Raw genomic sequence first — 14,324 nt, 5'->3', positions numbered from 1 at the left:
AAACGCCCGGTTACATTCCGAACCCGGAAGCTAAGCCTCACAGCGCCGATGGTACTGCAGGGGGGACCCTGTGGGAGAGTAGGACGCCGCCGAACTCCTTTTAAAGCTCCGGCTCTTGGGCACTGCCCAGGAGCCGGAGCTTTTTTGCGTTGAGGTAGGGTCAGGGGGCATCGTTGTTTCGTTTCGCACAGGAGGCCCCCGGGTGGAGGTCCAAGAGACCCGTGTCCAGACAGACCGGGTCCTCACCATCCCCAACATCCTCAGCATGGCGCGGCTCGTCGGCGTACCCGTCTTCCTGTGGCTGATCCTCAGGCCCGAGTTCGGCGGCCCCAACAGCGACGGCTGGGCCCTCCTGGTGCTCGCGTTCAGCGGGGTCAGCGACTATCTCGACGGTAAGCTCGCCCGGCGCTGGAACCAGATCAGCAACCTCGGCCGGCTTCTCGACCCCGCCGCCGACCGCCTCTACGTCCTTTCCACGCTGCTCGGGCTCACCTGGCGGGAGATCCTGCCGCTCTGGCTGACCGGGCTCCTGCTGGTGCGAGAACTGGTTCTGCTGGTGATGGTGGGCATCCTGCGCCGCCACGGCTATCCGCCGCCGCAGGTGAACTTCCTCGGGAAGGCCGCGACCTTCAACCTGATGTACGCCTTCCCGCTGCTGCTCCTCAGCGACGGAAGTGGTTGGATCGCGTCACTCGCTGCCATTTTCGGATGGGCGTTCGCCGGATGGGGTACAACCCTCTATTGGTGGGCAGGAGTGCTGTACGTGGTACAAGTCCGCCGATTGGTTTGCGCGGACGCCATGGCCGATTGAGCTCGGCGATTGTCCAGACATGACGCCTCGATGGCCCGCCGAGGAAAAGTGCGGGACAATCTGGACGGGTGAAGTCGGCTAGACCGTCGTCTCTTTAGGAGGACGCTTCCGACATGAAGGCCGTCGTGATGGCCGGAGGCGAAGGCACGCGCCTGCGCCCCATGACCTCTAGCATGCCCAAGCCGCTCCTGCCGGTGGTCAACCGGCCGATCATGGAGCATGTGCTACGGCTGCTCAAAAGGCACGGGCTCACCGAGACCGTCGTCACCGTGCAGTTCCTGGCATCCCTCGTCAAGAACTACTTCGGAGACGGCGAAGAGCTCGGCATGGAGCTCACCTATGCCAATGAGGAGAAGCCACTCGGTACCGCCGGAAGCGTCAAGAACGCCGAAGAGGCGCTGAAGGACGATGCCTTCCTCGTGATCTCCGGTGATGCCCTGACCGACTTCGACCTCACCGAGCTGATCAATTTCCACAAGGAGAAGGGCGCGATGGTCACGGTCTGCCTGACCCGCGTGCCCAATCCACTGGAGTTCGGCATCACCATCGTCGACGAGGAAGGCAAGGTCGAGCGCTTCCTGGAGAAGCCGACCTGGGGGCAGGTCTTCTCCGACACTGTCAACACGGGCATCTACGTCATGGAGCCCGAGGTCTTCAACTACGTCGAAGCCGATGTACCCGTCGACTGGTCCGGCGACGTCTTCCCGCAGCTGATGAAGGAAGGCAAGCCGATCTACGGCTATGTCGCCGAGGGCTACTGGGAGGACGTCGGCACGCACGAGAGCTATGTGAAGGCCCAGGCGGACGTCCTCGAAGGCAAGGTCGACGTCGACATCGACGGCTTCGAGATCTCCCCCGGCGTGTGGGTGGCCGAAGGGGCCGAGGTGCACCCCGACGCCGAACTGCGCGGGCCGCTGTACATCGGCGACTACGCGAAGGTCGAGGCCGGCACGGAGATCCGTGAGCACACCGTCGTCGGCTCGAACGTCGTCGTCAAGAGCGGTGCCTTCCTGCACAGGGCCGTCGTCCACGACAACGTGTACGTCGGGCAGCACAGCAATCTGCGCGGCTGCGTCGTCGGCAAGAACACCGACATCATGCGTGCCGCCCGGATCGAGGACGGCGCGGTCATCGGTGACGAGTGCCTGATCGGTGAGGAATCGATCGTTCAGGGCAACGTCCGGGTCTACCCGTTCAAGACCATCGAGGCCGGCGCCTTCGTCAACACCTCGGTCATCTGGGAGTCCCGGGGGCAGGCCCACCTGTTCGGCGCCCGCGGGGTGACCGGCATCCTGAACGTGGAGATCACTCCCGAGCTGGCCGTGCGGCTCGCCGGCGCGTACGCCACGACCCTGAAGAAGGGCTCGACCGTCACCACCGCCCGTGACCACTCCCGAGGTGCCCGGGCGCTCAAGCGCGCCGTGATCTCGGCGCTCCAGGCCAGTGCCATCGACGTACGCGACCTGGAGAACGTGCCACTGCCCGTGGCCCGCCAGCAGACCGCGCGAGGAAGTGCCGGGGGCATCATGATCCGGACCTCGCCCGGCGTGCCGGACTCGGTCGACATCATGTTCTTCGACGGCAACGGCGCGGACCTCTCCCAGGGCAGTCAGCGAAAGCTGGACCGGGTCTTCGCCCGGCAGGAGTACCGGCGGGCGTTCCCCGGCGAGATCGGTGACCTGTACTTCCCGGCGAGTGTCTTCGACTCGTACACCGGGTCGCTGCTGCGGAACGTCGACACCACGGGGATAGCGGAGTCGGGTCTCAAGGTCGTCGTGGACGCTTCGAACGGAAGCGCCGGCCTCGTGCTGCCCAGTCTTCTCGGCAAGCTCGGCGTGGACTCGCTGACCATCAATCCCGGTCTGGACGAGTCCAGGCCCACCGAGACGGCCGAGGTGCGGCGCAACGGGCTGGTGCGGCTCGGGGAGATCGTGGCGTCCTCCGGTGCCGCGTTCGGTGTGCGCTTCGACCCCGTCGGCGAGCGGTTGTCGCTGGTGGACGAGAAGGGCCGGATCATCGAGGACGACCGGGCGCTGCTGGTGATGCTGGACCTGGTGGCCGCCGAGCGGCGCAGCGGGCGGGTGGCGCTGCCGGTCACCACCACCCGGATCGCCGAACAGGTGGCCGCTTACCACGGCACCCAGGTCGAATGGACCACCACCTCGCCCGACGACCTCACGCGCGTGGGCGGTGAGGAAGGCACCATCTTCGGCGGTGACGGAAAGGGCGGATTCATCGTCCCGGAGTTCAGCAGCGTGTACGACGGCACCGCGGCCTTCGTGCGGCTGATCGGGCTGGTGGCGAGGACGCAGCTGACCTTGAGCCAGATCGACGCCCGGATTCCGCGGGCGCACGTCCTCAAGCGGGATCTGGCGACGCCGTGGGCCGTCAAGGGTCTCGTGATGCGGCGGGTGGTCGAGGCCGCCGGGGATCGATTTGTCGACACGACCGACGGTGTGCGGGTCGTGGAGGCCGACGGGCGCTGGGTGATGGTGCTGCCCGACCCGGCCGAGGCGGTCACCCATCTGTGGGCGGAGGGTCCCGACGACGCCTCGGCGCAGGCCCTGCTGGACGAGTGGGCGGCCGTCGTGGACAGCGCCGGCCGGTGACGACGGGAAGGCCCGGGGCCGTCGGCAGGCGTCCCCGGGCGTGATCCGCCGTCGCAGGACGGCAGAAACGGCTGCACGCGTGCGTGCCGGACAAGTGTCCCCAAGGGGGCCTGTCCGGCACGCCGGTGGGGCCGTTCGGAGGTACCGCTCGCGGCATGCGACGATGTGCGGCATGCCGCAGCAACCCCCCGTTCGGAGCAGCCCCACGCGGCCGCAGCGCCCGGACGCCTCCATGTCGTTGATCACCAACGTCATGGATCACAGCCTCGACGACGGGTACGCCGAGGCCGCCGCCCGGAAGAAGTCCCAGGGCGAGGGTGGGCTGCCGAAGACGCTCCGGGCCAAGCTGGTCCTGGCCGCCGGTCTCGTCCTCGCGGCGCTCGTTGTGACCGTGGGGGCGGCACAGGCACGCGTGACGGCGCCCGTGGTGGCCAAGGAGCGCCAGGAGCTGATCGACCGTATCGACAGCGAGACCGCGGCCGCGGACAAGCTCGAGAGCACCGTTGACGAACTGCGCGACGACGTCGGCGCGCGCCAGCGGGCGGCCCTGAAGTCGAGCGGGGGCAGCGCCGACGCCGACCTCGCGGGCCTGCTGTCGGGTGCCACGGCGGTACACGGCCCGGGCGTCAAGCTGGTCGTGAACGACGCCAAGGAGGCCGGCACCGGCGGTGGCGGCGCCAATCCCCGGGAGACGTCGGACTTCTCGGACACCGGCCGGGTGCGCGACCGCGACATGCAGCGCGTGGTCAACGGCCTGTGGGCCTCCGGAGCCGAGGCGATCTCCATCAACGGGCAGCGGCTGACCGCCCTGTCCGCGATCAGGGCCGCGGGTGACGCGATACTGGTCGACAACAGGCCGCTGGTGCCGCCGTACACGGTGCTGGCGGTGGGGGACGGGGACAGGTTGAGCACGGGGTTCCAGAACAACGCCGACGGCCTGTATCTGCATGCCCTGGAGGAGCAGTACGGGATCCGCGCGACCATCTCGACGGAGGGCGAGCTCCGGTTGCCCGCCGCCCCCAGTGTGATCGTACGTACAGCACAGCCGAAGTCCGAGAAGACCGAGAAGGGCACATCGTGATCGCCGTACTGGGCCTCGTCGTGGGAGTCGTGGCCGGCCTGTTGGTCCGGCCCGAGGTTCCGGCGGTCGTCGAGCCTTATCTGCCGATCGCCGTCGTGGCGGCGCTGGACGCCGTCTTCGGCGGCCTGCGGGCCATGCTGGACGGCATCTTCGACGACAAGGTCTTCGTGGTGTCGTTCCTGTCGAACGTGGTCGTCGCCGCCCTCATCGTGTTCCTGGGGGACAAATTGGGCGTGGGCGCCCAGCTGTCCACGGGTGTCGTCGTGGTTCTGGGGATCCGGATCTTCTCCAACGCCGCGGCGATCCGGCGGCACGTCTTCCGGGCGTGACACCGATGAGTGAACAGAACGACCGGAACGACCGGAACGATCAGCCCGACAACCGGCTGCGCAGGGAACTGCCGGCCGAGGTGCCCGCGCCTTCGCCGGGGGCCGCGCCCCCGTCCGGGGCCGGGCAGGCGCCCCAGGAGCAGCCCCAGCCGCCGCTCACGGGCCGGCAGCGGCTCGTCAAGGGCCTGTGGCCGCCGCGCTTCACCCGGGCCCAACTCATCGTGGCGCTGCTGCTGTTCGGCCTCGGTTTCGGCCTGGCCGTGCAGGTGGCGTCCAACAGCGACACCGACAGCGCGCTGCGTGGCGCACGCCAGGAGGATCTTGTGCGCATCCTCGATGAACTCGATTCGCGCACTCAGCGTCTTGAGGACGAGAAGCAGGGACTGGAAAAGCAGCGGCAGGAGCTGCAGAGCAGCTCCGACCAGGCCGCGGAGGCGCGCAAGCAGACCGCCGAGAAGGAAAAGCAACTCGGCATCCTCGCGGGCACCGTGGCGGCACAGGGCCCCGGCATCACCATGGCGATCGAGGACACGAAGGGGACGGTCCAGGCGGACATGCTGCTCGACGCGATCCAGGAGTTGCGCGCCGCCGGCGCGGAGGCGATCCAGGTCAACGGGGTCCGGGTGGTCGCCGGCAGTTACTTCACCGACTCCGGCAACGGTGTGAGCGTCGACGGGAACAAGATCAACGCCCCGTATCGTTTCCAAGTCATCGGCAAGCCGCAGGACCTCGAGCCGGCGCTGAACATCCCTGGAGGCGTGGTGCAGACTCTGGAGAAGGAGCAGGCCACCGTGACGGTCGAGCGGTCGGACAAGATCGTCGTGGACGCCTTGCGACAGGCGAAGCGGCCTGACTACGCTCGGTCGTCCTCCCGGTGAACCGGTGGTGCATGGGGGTCGTCCGGCAGGGGCATGAGGTTGCGGGGGGTCGGCGCACCGAAGGAGTGGTGCGTGGTGGAAACTGTTTGGTGGATACGGACGTTGTGAGAATGTCCGGCTCGGCCGGTGTAGGCAATCAGGGTTCGTCCTGCCCCACGGGCGGGTCTGTTTCGGTCAAGGGGAATCGCCCGTGAAGTTGTTTGCGAAGTTGTTCGGGAAGAGCGCGCGAGAGGGTAGCGGCAACGCGACCGCTCGTCATCGTGCACAGCCTGACGCGGAGGGCCAGCGCCCGTTGTTCCGGGACCAGGTCGCTGGGCCGGGCGGGGACATTTCCGGAGGTCAGGGCGCGGCGTCTGTTGACCCTGCCCAGTCCGGCGGCATAGGTTTCGGGCAACCGTCAACCTCAGGTACGGGTGGAGGGTTTGGTCCCGGCCCGTACGCGTCCAACGCCCCGGCGGGGCAGCCGCGGCAGGAGGATCCGTCGATGTCGGTCCTGGTATGTACGAGGTGCGGTAACCGCAATGCGGAGAACGCCCGATTCTGTTCCAACTGTGGGGCGCCGCTGCGTCCCGGGGTGGCGCCGGAGCGGGCCTCCGAGACGACCTCGACGATCTCGATCTCGGGGCTCGAGGCGTACGACTCCGAGGTGACCGGTCAGACGCCGCTGCCGATGCTCTCTCCGGAGGCGCAGGCCGCGGTGGACGCGCTGCCGATGGGTTCGGCGCTGCTGGTGGTGCGCAGGGGTCCGAACTCGGGCAGCCGCTTCCTGCTGGACAGCGACCTGACGACGGCCGGCCGTCACCCGCAGAGCGACATCTTCCTGGACGACGTGACGGTCTCCCGGCGGCACGTGGAGTTCCGGCGCTCTCCTGACGGCTCCTTCACGGTGGCCGACGTGGGCAGCCTGAACGGCACGTACGTCAACCGCGAGCGCATCGACCAGGTGGCTCTGGCCAACGGCGACGAGGTGCAGATCGGCAAGTACCGGCTGGTGTTCCACGCGAGCCGGCAGGGCATCTGAGCCGCCCCCGGGCCGACGCCCGGGGGGACCCCAGGGAAGGTCCATGCCTCAAACACCGAGCGGCGGTGCCGGAAGCGGTACCGCCGCCAGGGACAGTGGGCTGATGAGCATCGGCACGGTGCTGAACGTGCTGCGCGACGAGTTCCCCGAAGTCACCATCTCCAAGATCCGCTTTCTGGAGTCGGAGGGGCTCGTCGAGCCGCGTCGGACCGCGTCGGGATACCGCAAGTTCAGCGCCGATGACGTCGAGCGCCTCGGTCACGTCCTGCGGATGCAGCGGGACCACTATCTGCCCCTCAAGGTGATCCGGGAGCATCTGGACGCCATGGGGCGGGGCGAGGCCGTCCCGCTGCCCCTGGTGGGGCGCCAGCGCACCGCTGAGGACGTGCCGGCGCCGGTGGAGGGGCCCACGGTGGCCAGGGTCGGCAAGGCCGAGCTGCTGGCCGCGGCGGAGCTCGACGAGGCCGAGCTGAAGGAGTGGGAGTCCTATGGGCTCATCGCTCCGCTGGAGGACGGGGTGTACGACGCCGAGGCCATCACCGTGGCCTCGCTCGTCGCCGAACTGGGCCGGTTCGGGATCGAGCCACGCCACCTTCGGGTGATGAAGGCCGCCGCCGATCGTGAGGCCGGTCTGGTCGACCAGGTGGTGGCCCCGCTCAAGCGCCACCGCAACCCGCAGACCAGGGCACATGCCGAGGCCCGTACGAAGGAACTGGCGGCCCTCACGATGAAGCTGCACGCGGCCCTGGTGAAGACCGCGCTCGGAGTGCGGTTCCCCTGAACCGGCGGGCGGACGTGCGGTGCGAGCGCGGGGGTGACGCGGCCACCGGCGGCGCCTTCCGGGAGGCCGGATCGGGCAGCTGTTCCCGGCCCGACTACCCAAACGTCCCGGGCACGGCCTAGGGTTGCTGTGTGAACGAGCTCGATGTCGTAGGTGTCCGGGTCGAAATGCCCTCCAACCAACCGATCGTGCTCCTGCGCGAAGTGGGGGGCGACCGTTACCTCCCCATCTGGATCGGGCCGGGGGAGGCGACGGCGATCGCCTTCGCCCAGCAGGGCATGGCCCCCGCGCGACCGCTGACCCACGACCTGTTCAAGGACGTGCTGGAGGCCGTCGGCCAGGAGCTGACCGAAGTGCGTATCACCGATCTGCGGGAAGGCGTCTTCTACGCGGAGCTGGTGTTCGCCAGTGGGGTCGAGGTCAGCGCCCGCCCCTCTGATGCCATAGCGCTTGCCCTGCGCACCGGTACGCCGATCTATGGCAGTGACACGGTGCTGGACGACGCGGGCATCGCCATTCCGGACGAGCAGGAGGACGAAGTGGAGAAGTTCCGCGAGTTCCTCGACCAGATCTCGCCCGAGGACTTCGGTACCAGCAGCCAGTGAACCGCGGGGCCGGCCGCCTGGCCCGGGGATTCCTCGGGCGCGGTCAGCGGCTCCGCAGGGTCGGCGCCCCGGCAATTGCCTCCGGCCAGTGAGAGCGTCCTACGGCTCCCCGTGAGCGCATTCGGCTAGCCTTTCCCCGCGGTGGGACACGGGAAACCACTCCTAGGGTGATTATCACTCGGCGTGCCGAGTGTGGCGATCGTTGACGCACCCCTGGTGACTGCCTACCGTCGAGAAGGCAGGTCAAGGACGGAGGTCGGCGTGAGAACCAGCGGCGACAGTACGGCTGGGGGTGCCCCCGGACGCAGTCTCGGGGAAAGCGGTCCGTACCCGCCCCCGAGTTCGCGGCTGAGCTCAGGCGGGGGACATGTCCGTCCAGGCAGCGCGGTGGAGCACGCGCCGCAGCTGTCGACGGCGGTGCCGAACGGCGGAGGGGGGGCGTCCATGACGTCCGAGGAGATCGGCTATCGCGGGCCCACGGCCTGCGCCGCTGCCGGCATCACCTACCGGCAGCTCGACTACTGGGCCCGTACCGGTCTCGTCGAGCCCAGCGTGCGGCCCGCCTACGGGTCGGGCACCCAGCGTCTGTACAGCTTCCGGGACGTCGTCGTCCTGAAGATCGTGAAGCGGTTCCTGGACACCGGGGTGTCGTTGCAGAACATCCGCACGGCCGTCCAGCACCTCAGAGAACGCGGTTTCCGTGACCTGGAGCGGATGACCCTGATGAGCGACGGCGCCACGGTGTACGAGTGCACCTCGCCGGACGAGGTCCACGCCCTGCTCCAGGGGGGTCAGGGCATCTTCGGAATCGCCGTCGGCGTGGTGTGGCGGGACGTGGAAAGCGCCCTCTCCCAGCTGCACGGCGAGCGCATCGACACCGGCGAGACCCTCGTCGGGCAGAACCCCGCGGACGAGCTGGCGAGGCGCCGCAACCGGGCGGTCTGACCGCCGGACCGCTGAGGGGGCGCCCCGGCACCACCGCATTGTCAGTGCCGTGGTGCAGCATCGGAGATGTGAGAAACGCGCCCACGATCCTGCATCTCGACATGGATGCCTTCTTCGCCTCGGTGGAGCAGGCATCCAAGCCGAGCCTGCGCGGGAAAGCGGTCGTCGTGGGCGGGCTCGGGCCGCGCGGTGTGGTGGCCACCGCGTCGTACGAGGCACGGGTGTTCGGGGTCCACTCGGCGATGCCCATGGCACAGGCGCGTCGGCTGGCACCCAACGCCGCGTACCTGGTGCCGCGCTTCACGCTGTACCGGGCGATCAGCGAGCAGGTGATGGCGCTGCTGCGGGAGCTGTCCCCGCTGATCGAGCCGCTGAGCCTGGACGAGGCGTTCGTGGACCTGGACGCCGGGGGAGTGGCCTGGGACGAGGAGTCGGCGCGGCGGGCCGGGACGAAGCTGCGCGAGGACATCCGGGCGGTCACCGGGCTCACCGGGTCGGTGGGGCTCGCCGCCTCCAAGATGCTCGCGAAGATCGCCTCCGAGCAGGCCAAGCCTGACGGCCTGGTGCTGATCGAACCGGGGACCGAGCGCGCGCTGCTGGCCCCGATGTCCGTGCGCACGCTGCCGGGGGTCGGACCGGCCACCGGCGACCATCTGCGCCGGGTCGGCATCAGCACGGTGGGGGAGCTGGCCGAGGCGGGTGAGGACGAGCTGGTACGGCTGCTGGGCAAGGCGCACGGGCACGCGCTGTACGCCATGGCACTGGCCCGGGACGAGCGTCCGGTGGTGGCCGAGCGGGAGGCGAAGTCGGTGTCGGTGGAGGACACCTACGACGTGGACATCCACGACCGGCTGCGCGTCGGTCTGGAGGTGCAGCGGCTGGCCGACCGGTGCGTGGGGCGGCTGCGCGGGGCCGGACTGTCCGGGCGGACGATCGTGCTCAAGGTACGGCGGTACGACTTCTCCACCCTGACCCGCTCCGAGACGCTCAGAGGGCCCACGGACGATCCGGCGGTCATCCGTGAGGCGGCGGCGCGGCTGCTGGACTCCGTGGACACCACGGGCGGGGTGCGGCTGCTCGGGGTGGGTGTGTCCGGGCTCGCCGACTACACGCAGGAGGACCTGTTCGCGCAGGCGATGCCGGTGCCGTCGGCGGAGGAAGCGGACAAGAGTGCGGTCGAGGTCGTGGTGGAGCGGCCGACGCCGGCCGAACGGCACTGGCGCGCCGGGCAGGATGTGCGGCACGCCGAGTACGGGCACGGGTGGGTGCAGGGGAGCGGCCTGGGGCGGGTCACCGTACGGTTCGAGACGCCGCAGTCCCCTCCGGGACGGGTCCGGACACTGCTCGTCGACGATCCTCTGCTGGAGGCCGCCGATCCGTTGCCCTTGGTGGCGGACCCCGACGTGGCCGCGGGCCGGGAGCACGGCGGGGACCGGGACGTGGGCGCGGACCGGGACCGCGGCGGCGGTGGAGGCTCGGGCGTGGGACGGGACGGTGGCGGCGGTGGGGACGTGGGCGTGGGACGGGAGCGTGGCGGCGGTGGAGGCTCGGGCGTGGGACGGGAGGTGGGCGCGGGCCAGGACGTGGGGCGGGTGGCCTCCTCCGAGCCCGTTCAGGTCTCCTCCGAGCCCGCCAGTTTGCCGAAGTCGTGGTCCGGGACCGTAGGGGGTGAGGCCACGTCCAGGCCGTAGTGGTGGTAGAGCTGGAGTTCCTGTTCCGGGGAGAGGTGGCGGCCCACGCCGAAGTCGGGGGCGTCCTTGATTAGGGCGCGGTCGAAGGGGACGCGCAACGTGCCCTCGACGAGTTCGCTGGGCTCCAGGGGGACGAAGGCGTCCCGGGAGAACAGGCCGGTGCGTATGGCCGCCCATTCGGGCACGCCGGTCGCGTCGTCCAGGTACACCTCGTCGATGGTGCCGATCTTGGTGCCTTTCCGGTCGAACGCCTTGCGGCCGATCAGGTTGCGCGGATCGATGTCGGTCTGCACGGCCCTTCTCCCTCCACTTGGTCGCAACTCATCCGTAAGCACTACAAAAGAGCACATTCAAGGTGGCGGCCACTCGAAGGCTCCGGCATTGACCTCGCTGGTAGGCTGACAGCGGCTGCTGAACCCGTGCGGGAGAGTCCTCCGATCATCTCGGAGGCGCCGAAGGAGCAACTCCTCCCCGGAATCTCTCAGGCTCACGTACCGCACGGACGAGGTCACTCTGGAAAGCAGAGCGGATGCCGATGGCTCCCGCTCTCACCGACGGTGAAAGCCGGCGCCCCCGTGCGTCGGTGAAGCTCTCAGGTCGAGATGACAGAGGGGGAGGCCGTCGGGGTACCCGCGCCGGGGTACCCCTCGCAGGTCGCGTCAGACCAGGAGGCCTCCGCAATGACCGCCCATCGCATTCCGCTCTCCGAGCTCGAAGCCGGCATTCCGTTCGAGCAGCGCCACATCGGGCCCGACCAGGAGGCGCGGGCCAAGATGCTCGCGCACGTCGGCTACGGCTCGCTCGACGAGCTGACCGCCGCCGCGGTCCCGGATGTGATCAAGAACGCCGACGCCCTGGACCTGCCGGGTGCCCGGACCGAGGCGGAGGTGCTCGCCGAGCTGCGCTCGCTGGCCGACCGTAACCAGGTCCTCGACTCCATGATCGGCCTGGGGTACTACGGCACCTTCACGCCGCCCGTCATCCTGCGCAACGTCATGGAGAACCCGGCCTGGTACACGGCCTACACGCCGTACCAGCCGGAGATCTCCCAGGGCCGCCTGGAGGCCCTGCTGAACTTCCAGACGACGGTCGCCGAGCTGACCGGCCTGCCCACCTCCGGCGCCTCCCTGCTGGACGAGGGCACCGCGGCCGCCGAGGCGGTGGCGCTGTCCCGCCGTATGGGCAAGAACAAGAAGGGCCTGTTCCTGATCGACGCGGACGCCCTGCCGCAGACCATCGCCGTGATCGAGACGCGTGCCGAGCCGACCGGCGTCGAGGTCGTCGTCGCCGACCTCAGCGAGGGCATCCCGGCGGAGATCGCCGAGCGCGAGATCAACGGCGTGCTGATCCAGTACCCGGGCGCTTCGGGTGCCGTACGCGACATCAAGCCCGTCATCGACCAGGCGCACGAGCTGGGCGCGCTGGTGACCGTGGCCGCGGACCTGCTGGCGCTGACCCTGCTGACCTCGCCGGGCGAGCTGGGCGCGGACATCGCCGTCGGCACCACCCAGCGCTTCGGTGTCCCCATGGGCTTCGGCGGGCCGCACGCCGGTTACATGGCCGTCCACGAGAAGTTCGCGCGCAGCCTGCCCGGCCGTCTGGTCGGCGTCTCCGTCGACGCCGACGGCCACAAGGCGTACCGGCTCGCGCTGCAGACCCGTGAGCAGCACATCCGCCGGGAGAAGGCGACCAGCAACATCTGCACCGCGCAGGTGCTGCTCGCCGTGATGGCCGGCATGTACGCCGTCTACCACGGGCCCGAGGGCCTGAAGACCATCGCCCGGCGCACCCACCGCTACGCGACCATCCTCGCCGCGGGCCTGAGGGCCGCGGGTGTCGAGATCGTCCACGGCGCCTACTTCGACACGCTCACCGTGCGCGTGCCCGGCAAGGCCGCCGAGGTCGTCGCCGCGGCCCGGGACAACGGGGTCAACCTGCGGCTGGTCGACGCCGACCACGTGTCCATCGCCTGTGACGAGACCACCAAGCGGGCCCAGGTGGCCGCCGTCTGGGCGGCCTTCGGTGTCGAGGCCGACATCGAGGCGCTGGACGCGACCGCCGAGGACACCCTGCCCGAGGCGCTGCTGCGCACCGACGCGTACCTCAACCACCCGGTCTTCCGGCAGTACCGCTCCGAGACCTCGATGCTGCGCTACCTGCGCAAGCTGTCCGACCGCGACTACGCGCTCGACCGCGGCATGATCCCGCTGGGCTCGTGCACCATGAAGCTCAACGCGACCACGGAGATGGAGCCGGTCACCTGGCCGGAGTTCGGGCAGCTGCACCCCTTCGCCCCGGCCGAGCAGGCGCAGGGCTACCTCACCCTCATCCACGAGCTGGAGGAACGTCTCGCCGAGGTCACCGGCTACGACAAGGTCTCCCTCCAGCCGAACGCCGGTTCGCAGGGCGAGCTGGCCGGGCTGCTGGCCGTCCGCGGCTACCACCGCGCCAACGGTGACGAGCAGCGCACCGTCTGCCTGATCCCGTCCTCCGCGCACGGCACGAACGCCGCCAGCGCCGTGATGGCCGGCATGAAGGTCGTCGTCGTCAAGACCGCCGGGGACGGCGAGATCGACATCGAGGACCTGCGCGCCAAGATCGAGCAGCACCGCGACGAGCTGGCGGTGCTGATGATCACCTACCCGTCGACGCACGGCGTGTTCGAGGAGCACGTCGCGGACATCTGCGCCCAGGTCCACGAGGCCGGCGGCCAGGTGTACGTCGACGGCGCCAACCTCAACGCGCTCGTCGGCCTGGCCAAGCCGGGTCACTTCGGCGGCGACGTCTCCCACCTGAACCTGCACAAGACCTTCTGCATCCCGCACGGCGGCGGCGGCCCGGGCGTCGGCCCGGTCGCGGTCCGCTCGCACCTGGCGCCGTACCTGCCCAACCACCCGCTGCAGCCGGAGGCCGGCCCGGAGACGGGCGTGGGCCCGATCTCGGCGGCCCCGTGGGGCAGCGCGGGCATCCTGCCGATCTCGTGGGCGTACGTCCGCCTGATGGGCGGCGAGGGCCTGAAGCGGGCCACTCAGGTGGCCGTGCTGTCGGCGAACTACATCGCCAAGCGCCTGGAGCCGCACTACCCGGTGCTCTACACCGGCCCGGGCGGCCTGGTCGCGCACGAGTGCATCATCGACCTGCGCTCGCTGACCAAGGAGACCGGCGTCAGCGTGGACGACGTGGCCAAGCGCCTGATCGACTACGGCTTCCACGCGCCGACCATGTCCTTCCCGGTGGCCGGCACGCTGATGATCGAGCCGACCGAGTCCGAGGACATCACCGAGCTCGACCGCTTCTGCGACGCGATGATCGCCATCCGCGCGGAGATCGAGAAGGTCGGCGCGGGCGAGTGGCCCGCGGAGGACAACCCGCTGCGGAACGCCCCGCACACCGCCGCCGCGCTCGGCGGTGAGTGGCAGCACGCCTACAGCCGCGAGGAGGCCGTCTTCCCGGCCGGTGCCCCCGCCGCGGACAAGTACTGGCCGCCGGTGCGCCGCATCGACCAGGCCTTCGGTGACCGCAACCTGGTGTGCTCCTGCCCGCCGCTGGACGCCTACGAGGACTGAGTGAGCG

General features: G+C 69.6%; 12 protein-coding genes, 1 rRNA gene and 1 riboswitch. Of the genes, 12 read left to right on the top strand and 1 reads right to left on the bottom strand.

Annotation, left to right across the window (positions count from 1 at the left end):
- The 11 genes from rrf to ACIGYR_RS30770 form a co-directional block, all read left to right on the top strand.
- A 5S ribosomal RNA gene (gene rrf / locus ACIGYR_RS30820) occupies nucleotides 1-95 on the top strand; the annotation flags it as partial.
- Between the two features lie 107 nt (nucleotides 96-202).
- A complete protein-coding gene (locus ACIGYR_RS30815; protein ID WP_391843160.1) occupies nucleotides 203-811 on the top strand; it encodes a CDP-alcohol phosphatidyltransferase family protein in 609 nt (202 codons plus the stop codon).
- Nucleotides 812-924: 113 nt separating this feature from the next.
- On the top strand, nucleotides 925-3,420 hold the full coding sequence (locus tag ACIGYR_RS30810; RefSeq protein ID WP_391843162.1) for a sugar phosphate nucleotidyltransferase: 2,496 nt from the start codon (nucleotides 925-927) through the stop codon (nucleotides 3,418-3,420).
- 172 nt (nucleotides 3,421-3,592) lie between these two features.
- On the top strand, nucleotides 3,593-4,501 hold the full coding sequence (locus tag ACIGYR_RS30805; RefSeq protein WP_399604795.1) for a DUF881 domain-containing protein: 909 nt from the start codon (nucleotides 3,593-3,595) through the stop codon (nucleotides 4,499-4,501).
- On the top strand, nucleotides 4,498-4,830 hold the full coding sequence (locus ACIGYR_RS30800) for a small basic family protein (RefSeq protein WP_003988855.1): 333 nt from the start codon (nucleotides 4,498-4,500) through the stop codon (nucleotides 4,828-4,830). The genes ACIGYR_RS30805 and ACIGYR_RS30800 overlap by 4 nt, the downstream gene beginning before the upstream one ends.
- 5 nt (nucleotides 4,831-4,835) lie before the next feature.
- Nucleotides 4,836-5,708, top strand: coding sequence for a DUF881 domain-containing protein (locus tag ACIGYR_RS30795; protein ID WP_399604797.1), 873 nt, complete (start codon nucleotides 4,836-4,838; stop codon nucleotides 5,706-5,708).
- Nucleotides 5,709-5,898: 190 nt separating this feature from the next.
- Entirely contained in the window at nucleotides 5,899-6,729 is an 831-nt protein-coding gene (locus tag ACIGYR_RS30790; RefSeq protein WP_399604799.1) for an FHA domain-containing protein, read from the top strand.
- 43 nt (nucleotides 6,730-6,772) lie between these two features.
- Nucleotides 6,773-7,510 carry a MerR family transcriptional regulator gene (locus tag ACIGYR_RS30785; protein ID WP_399604801.1) on the top strand — a complete coding sequence of 246 codons (738 nt, stop codon included), beginning with the start codon at nucleotides 6,773-6,775 and terminating at the stop codon, nucleotides 7,508-7,510.
- A 131-nt stretch (nucleotides 7,511-7,641) separates the two neighbouring features.
- Nucleotides 7,642-8,115, top strand: a complete 474-nt coding sequence (locus ACIGYR_RS30780) for a bifunctional nuclease family protein (protein WP_026253112.1) — start codon at nucleotides 7,642-7,644, stop codon at nucleotides 8,113-8,115.
- A 261-nt stretch (nucleotides 8,116-8,376) separates the two neighbouring features.
- Complete coding sequence (locus ACIGYR_RS30775; protein WP_399604804.1) at nucleotides 8,377-9,060, top strand: MerR family transcriptional regulator; 684 nt, start codon at nucleotides 8,377-8,379, stop codon at nucleotides 9,058-9,060.
- A 68-nt stretch (nucleotides 9,061-9,128) separates the two neighbouring features.
- Nucleotides 9,129-10,751: a DNA polymerase IV gene (locus ACIGYR_RS30770; RefSeq protein ID WP_399604805.1), complete on the top strand. Its 1,623-nt coding sequence runs from the start codon at nucleotides 9,129-9,131 to the stop codon at nucleotides 10,749-10,751.
- Here the strand turns inward: ACIGYR_RS30770 and ACIGYR_RS30765 are convergent.
- Nucleotides 10,673-11,044, bottom strand: coding sequence for a PRC-barrel domain-containing protein (locus ACIGYR_RS30765; RefSeq protein ID WP_391843175.1), 372 nt, complete (start codon nucleotides 11,042-11,044; stop codon nucleotides 10,673-10,675). The genes ACIGYR_RS30770 and ACIGYR_RS30765 overlap by 79 nt on opposite strands.
- A 119-nt stretch (nucleotides 11,045-11,163) precedes the next feature.
- A riboswitch (glycine riboswitch) is annotated at nucleotides 11,164-11,258 on the top strand.
- A 173-nt stretch (nucleotides 11,259-11,431) separates the two neighbouring features.
- On the opposite strand from ACIGYR_RS30765, the gene gcvP reads away from it, so the two are divergent.
- The gene (gene gcvP / locus ACIGYR_RS30760) at nucleotides 11,432-14,317 is read left to right on the top strand and encodes an aminomethyl-transferring glycine dehydrogenase (RefSeq protein ID WP_399604807.1); all 2,886 of its coding nucleotides are present in this window, start codon (nucleotides 11,432-11,434) and stop codon (nucleotides 14,315-14,317) included.
- Nucleotides 14,318-14,324: the final 7 nt, after the last annotated feature.

It is taken from the genome of Streptomyces sp. NPDC053076, assembly GCF_044546845.1.
Classification (GTDB): domain Bacteria; phylum Actinomycetota; class Actinomycetes; order Streptomycetales; family Streptomycetaceae; genus Streptomyces.
Note: the sequence above shows the minus strand (reverse complement) of the source record. Positions and strands in the feature narration are given on the sequence as shown.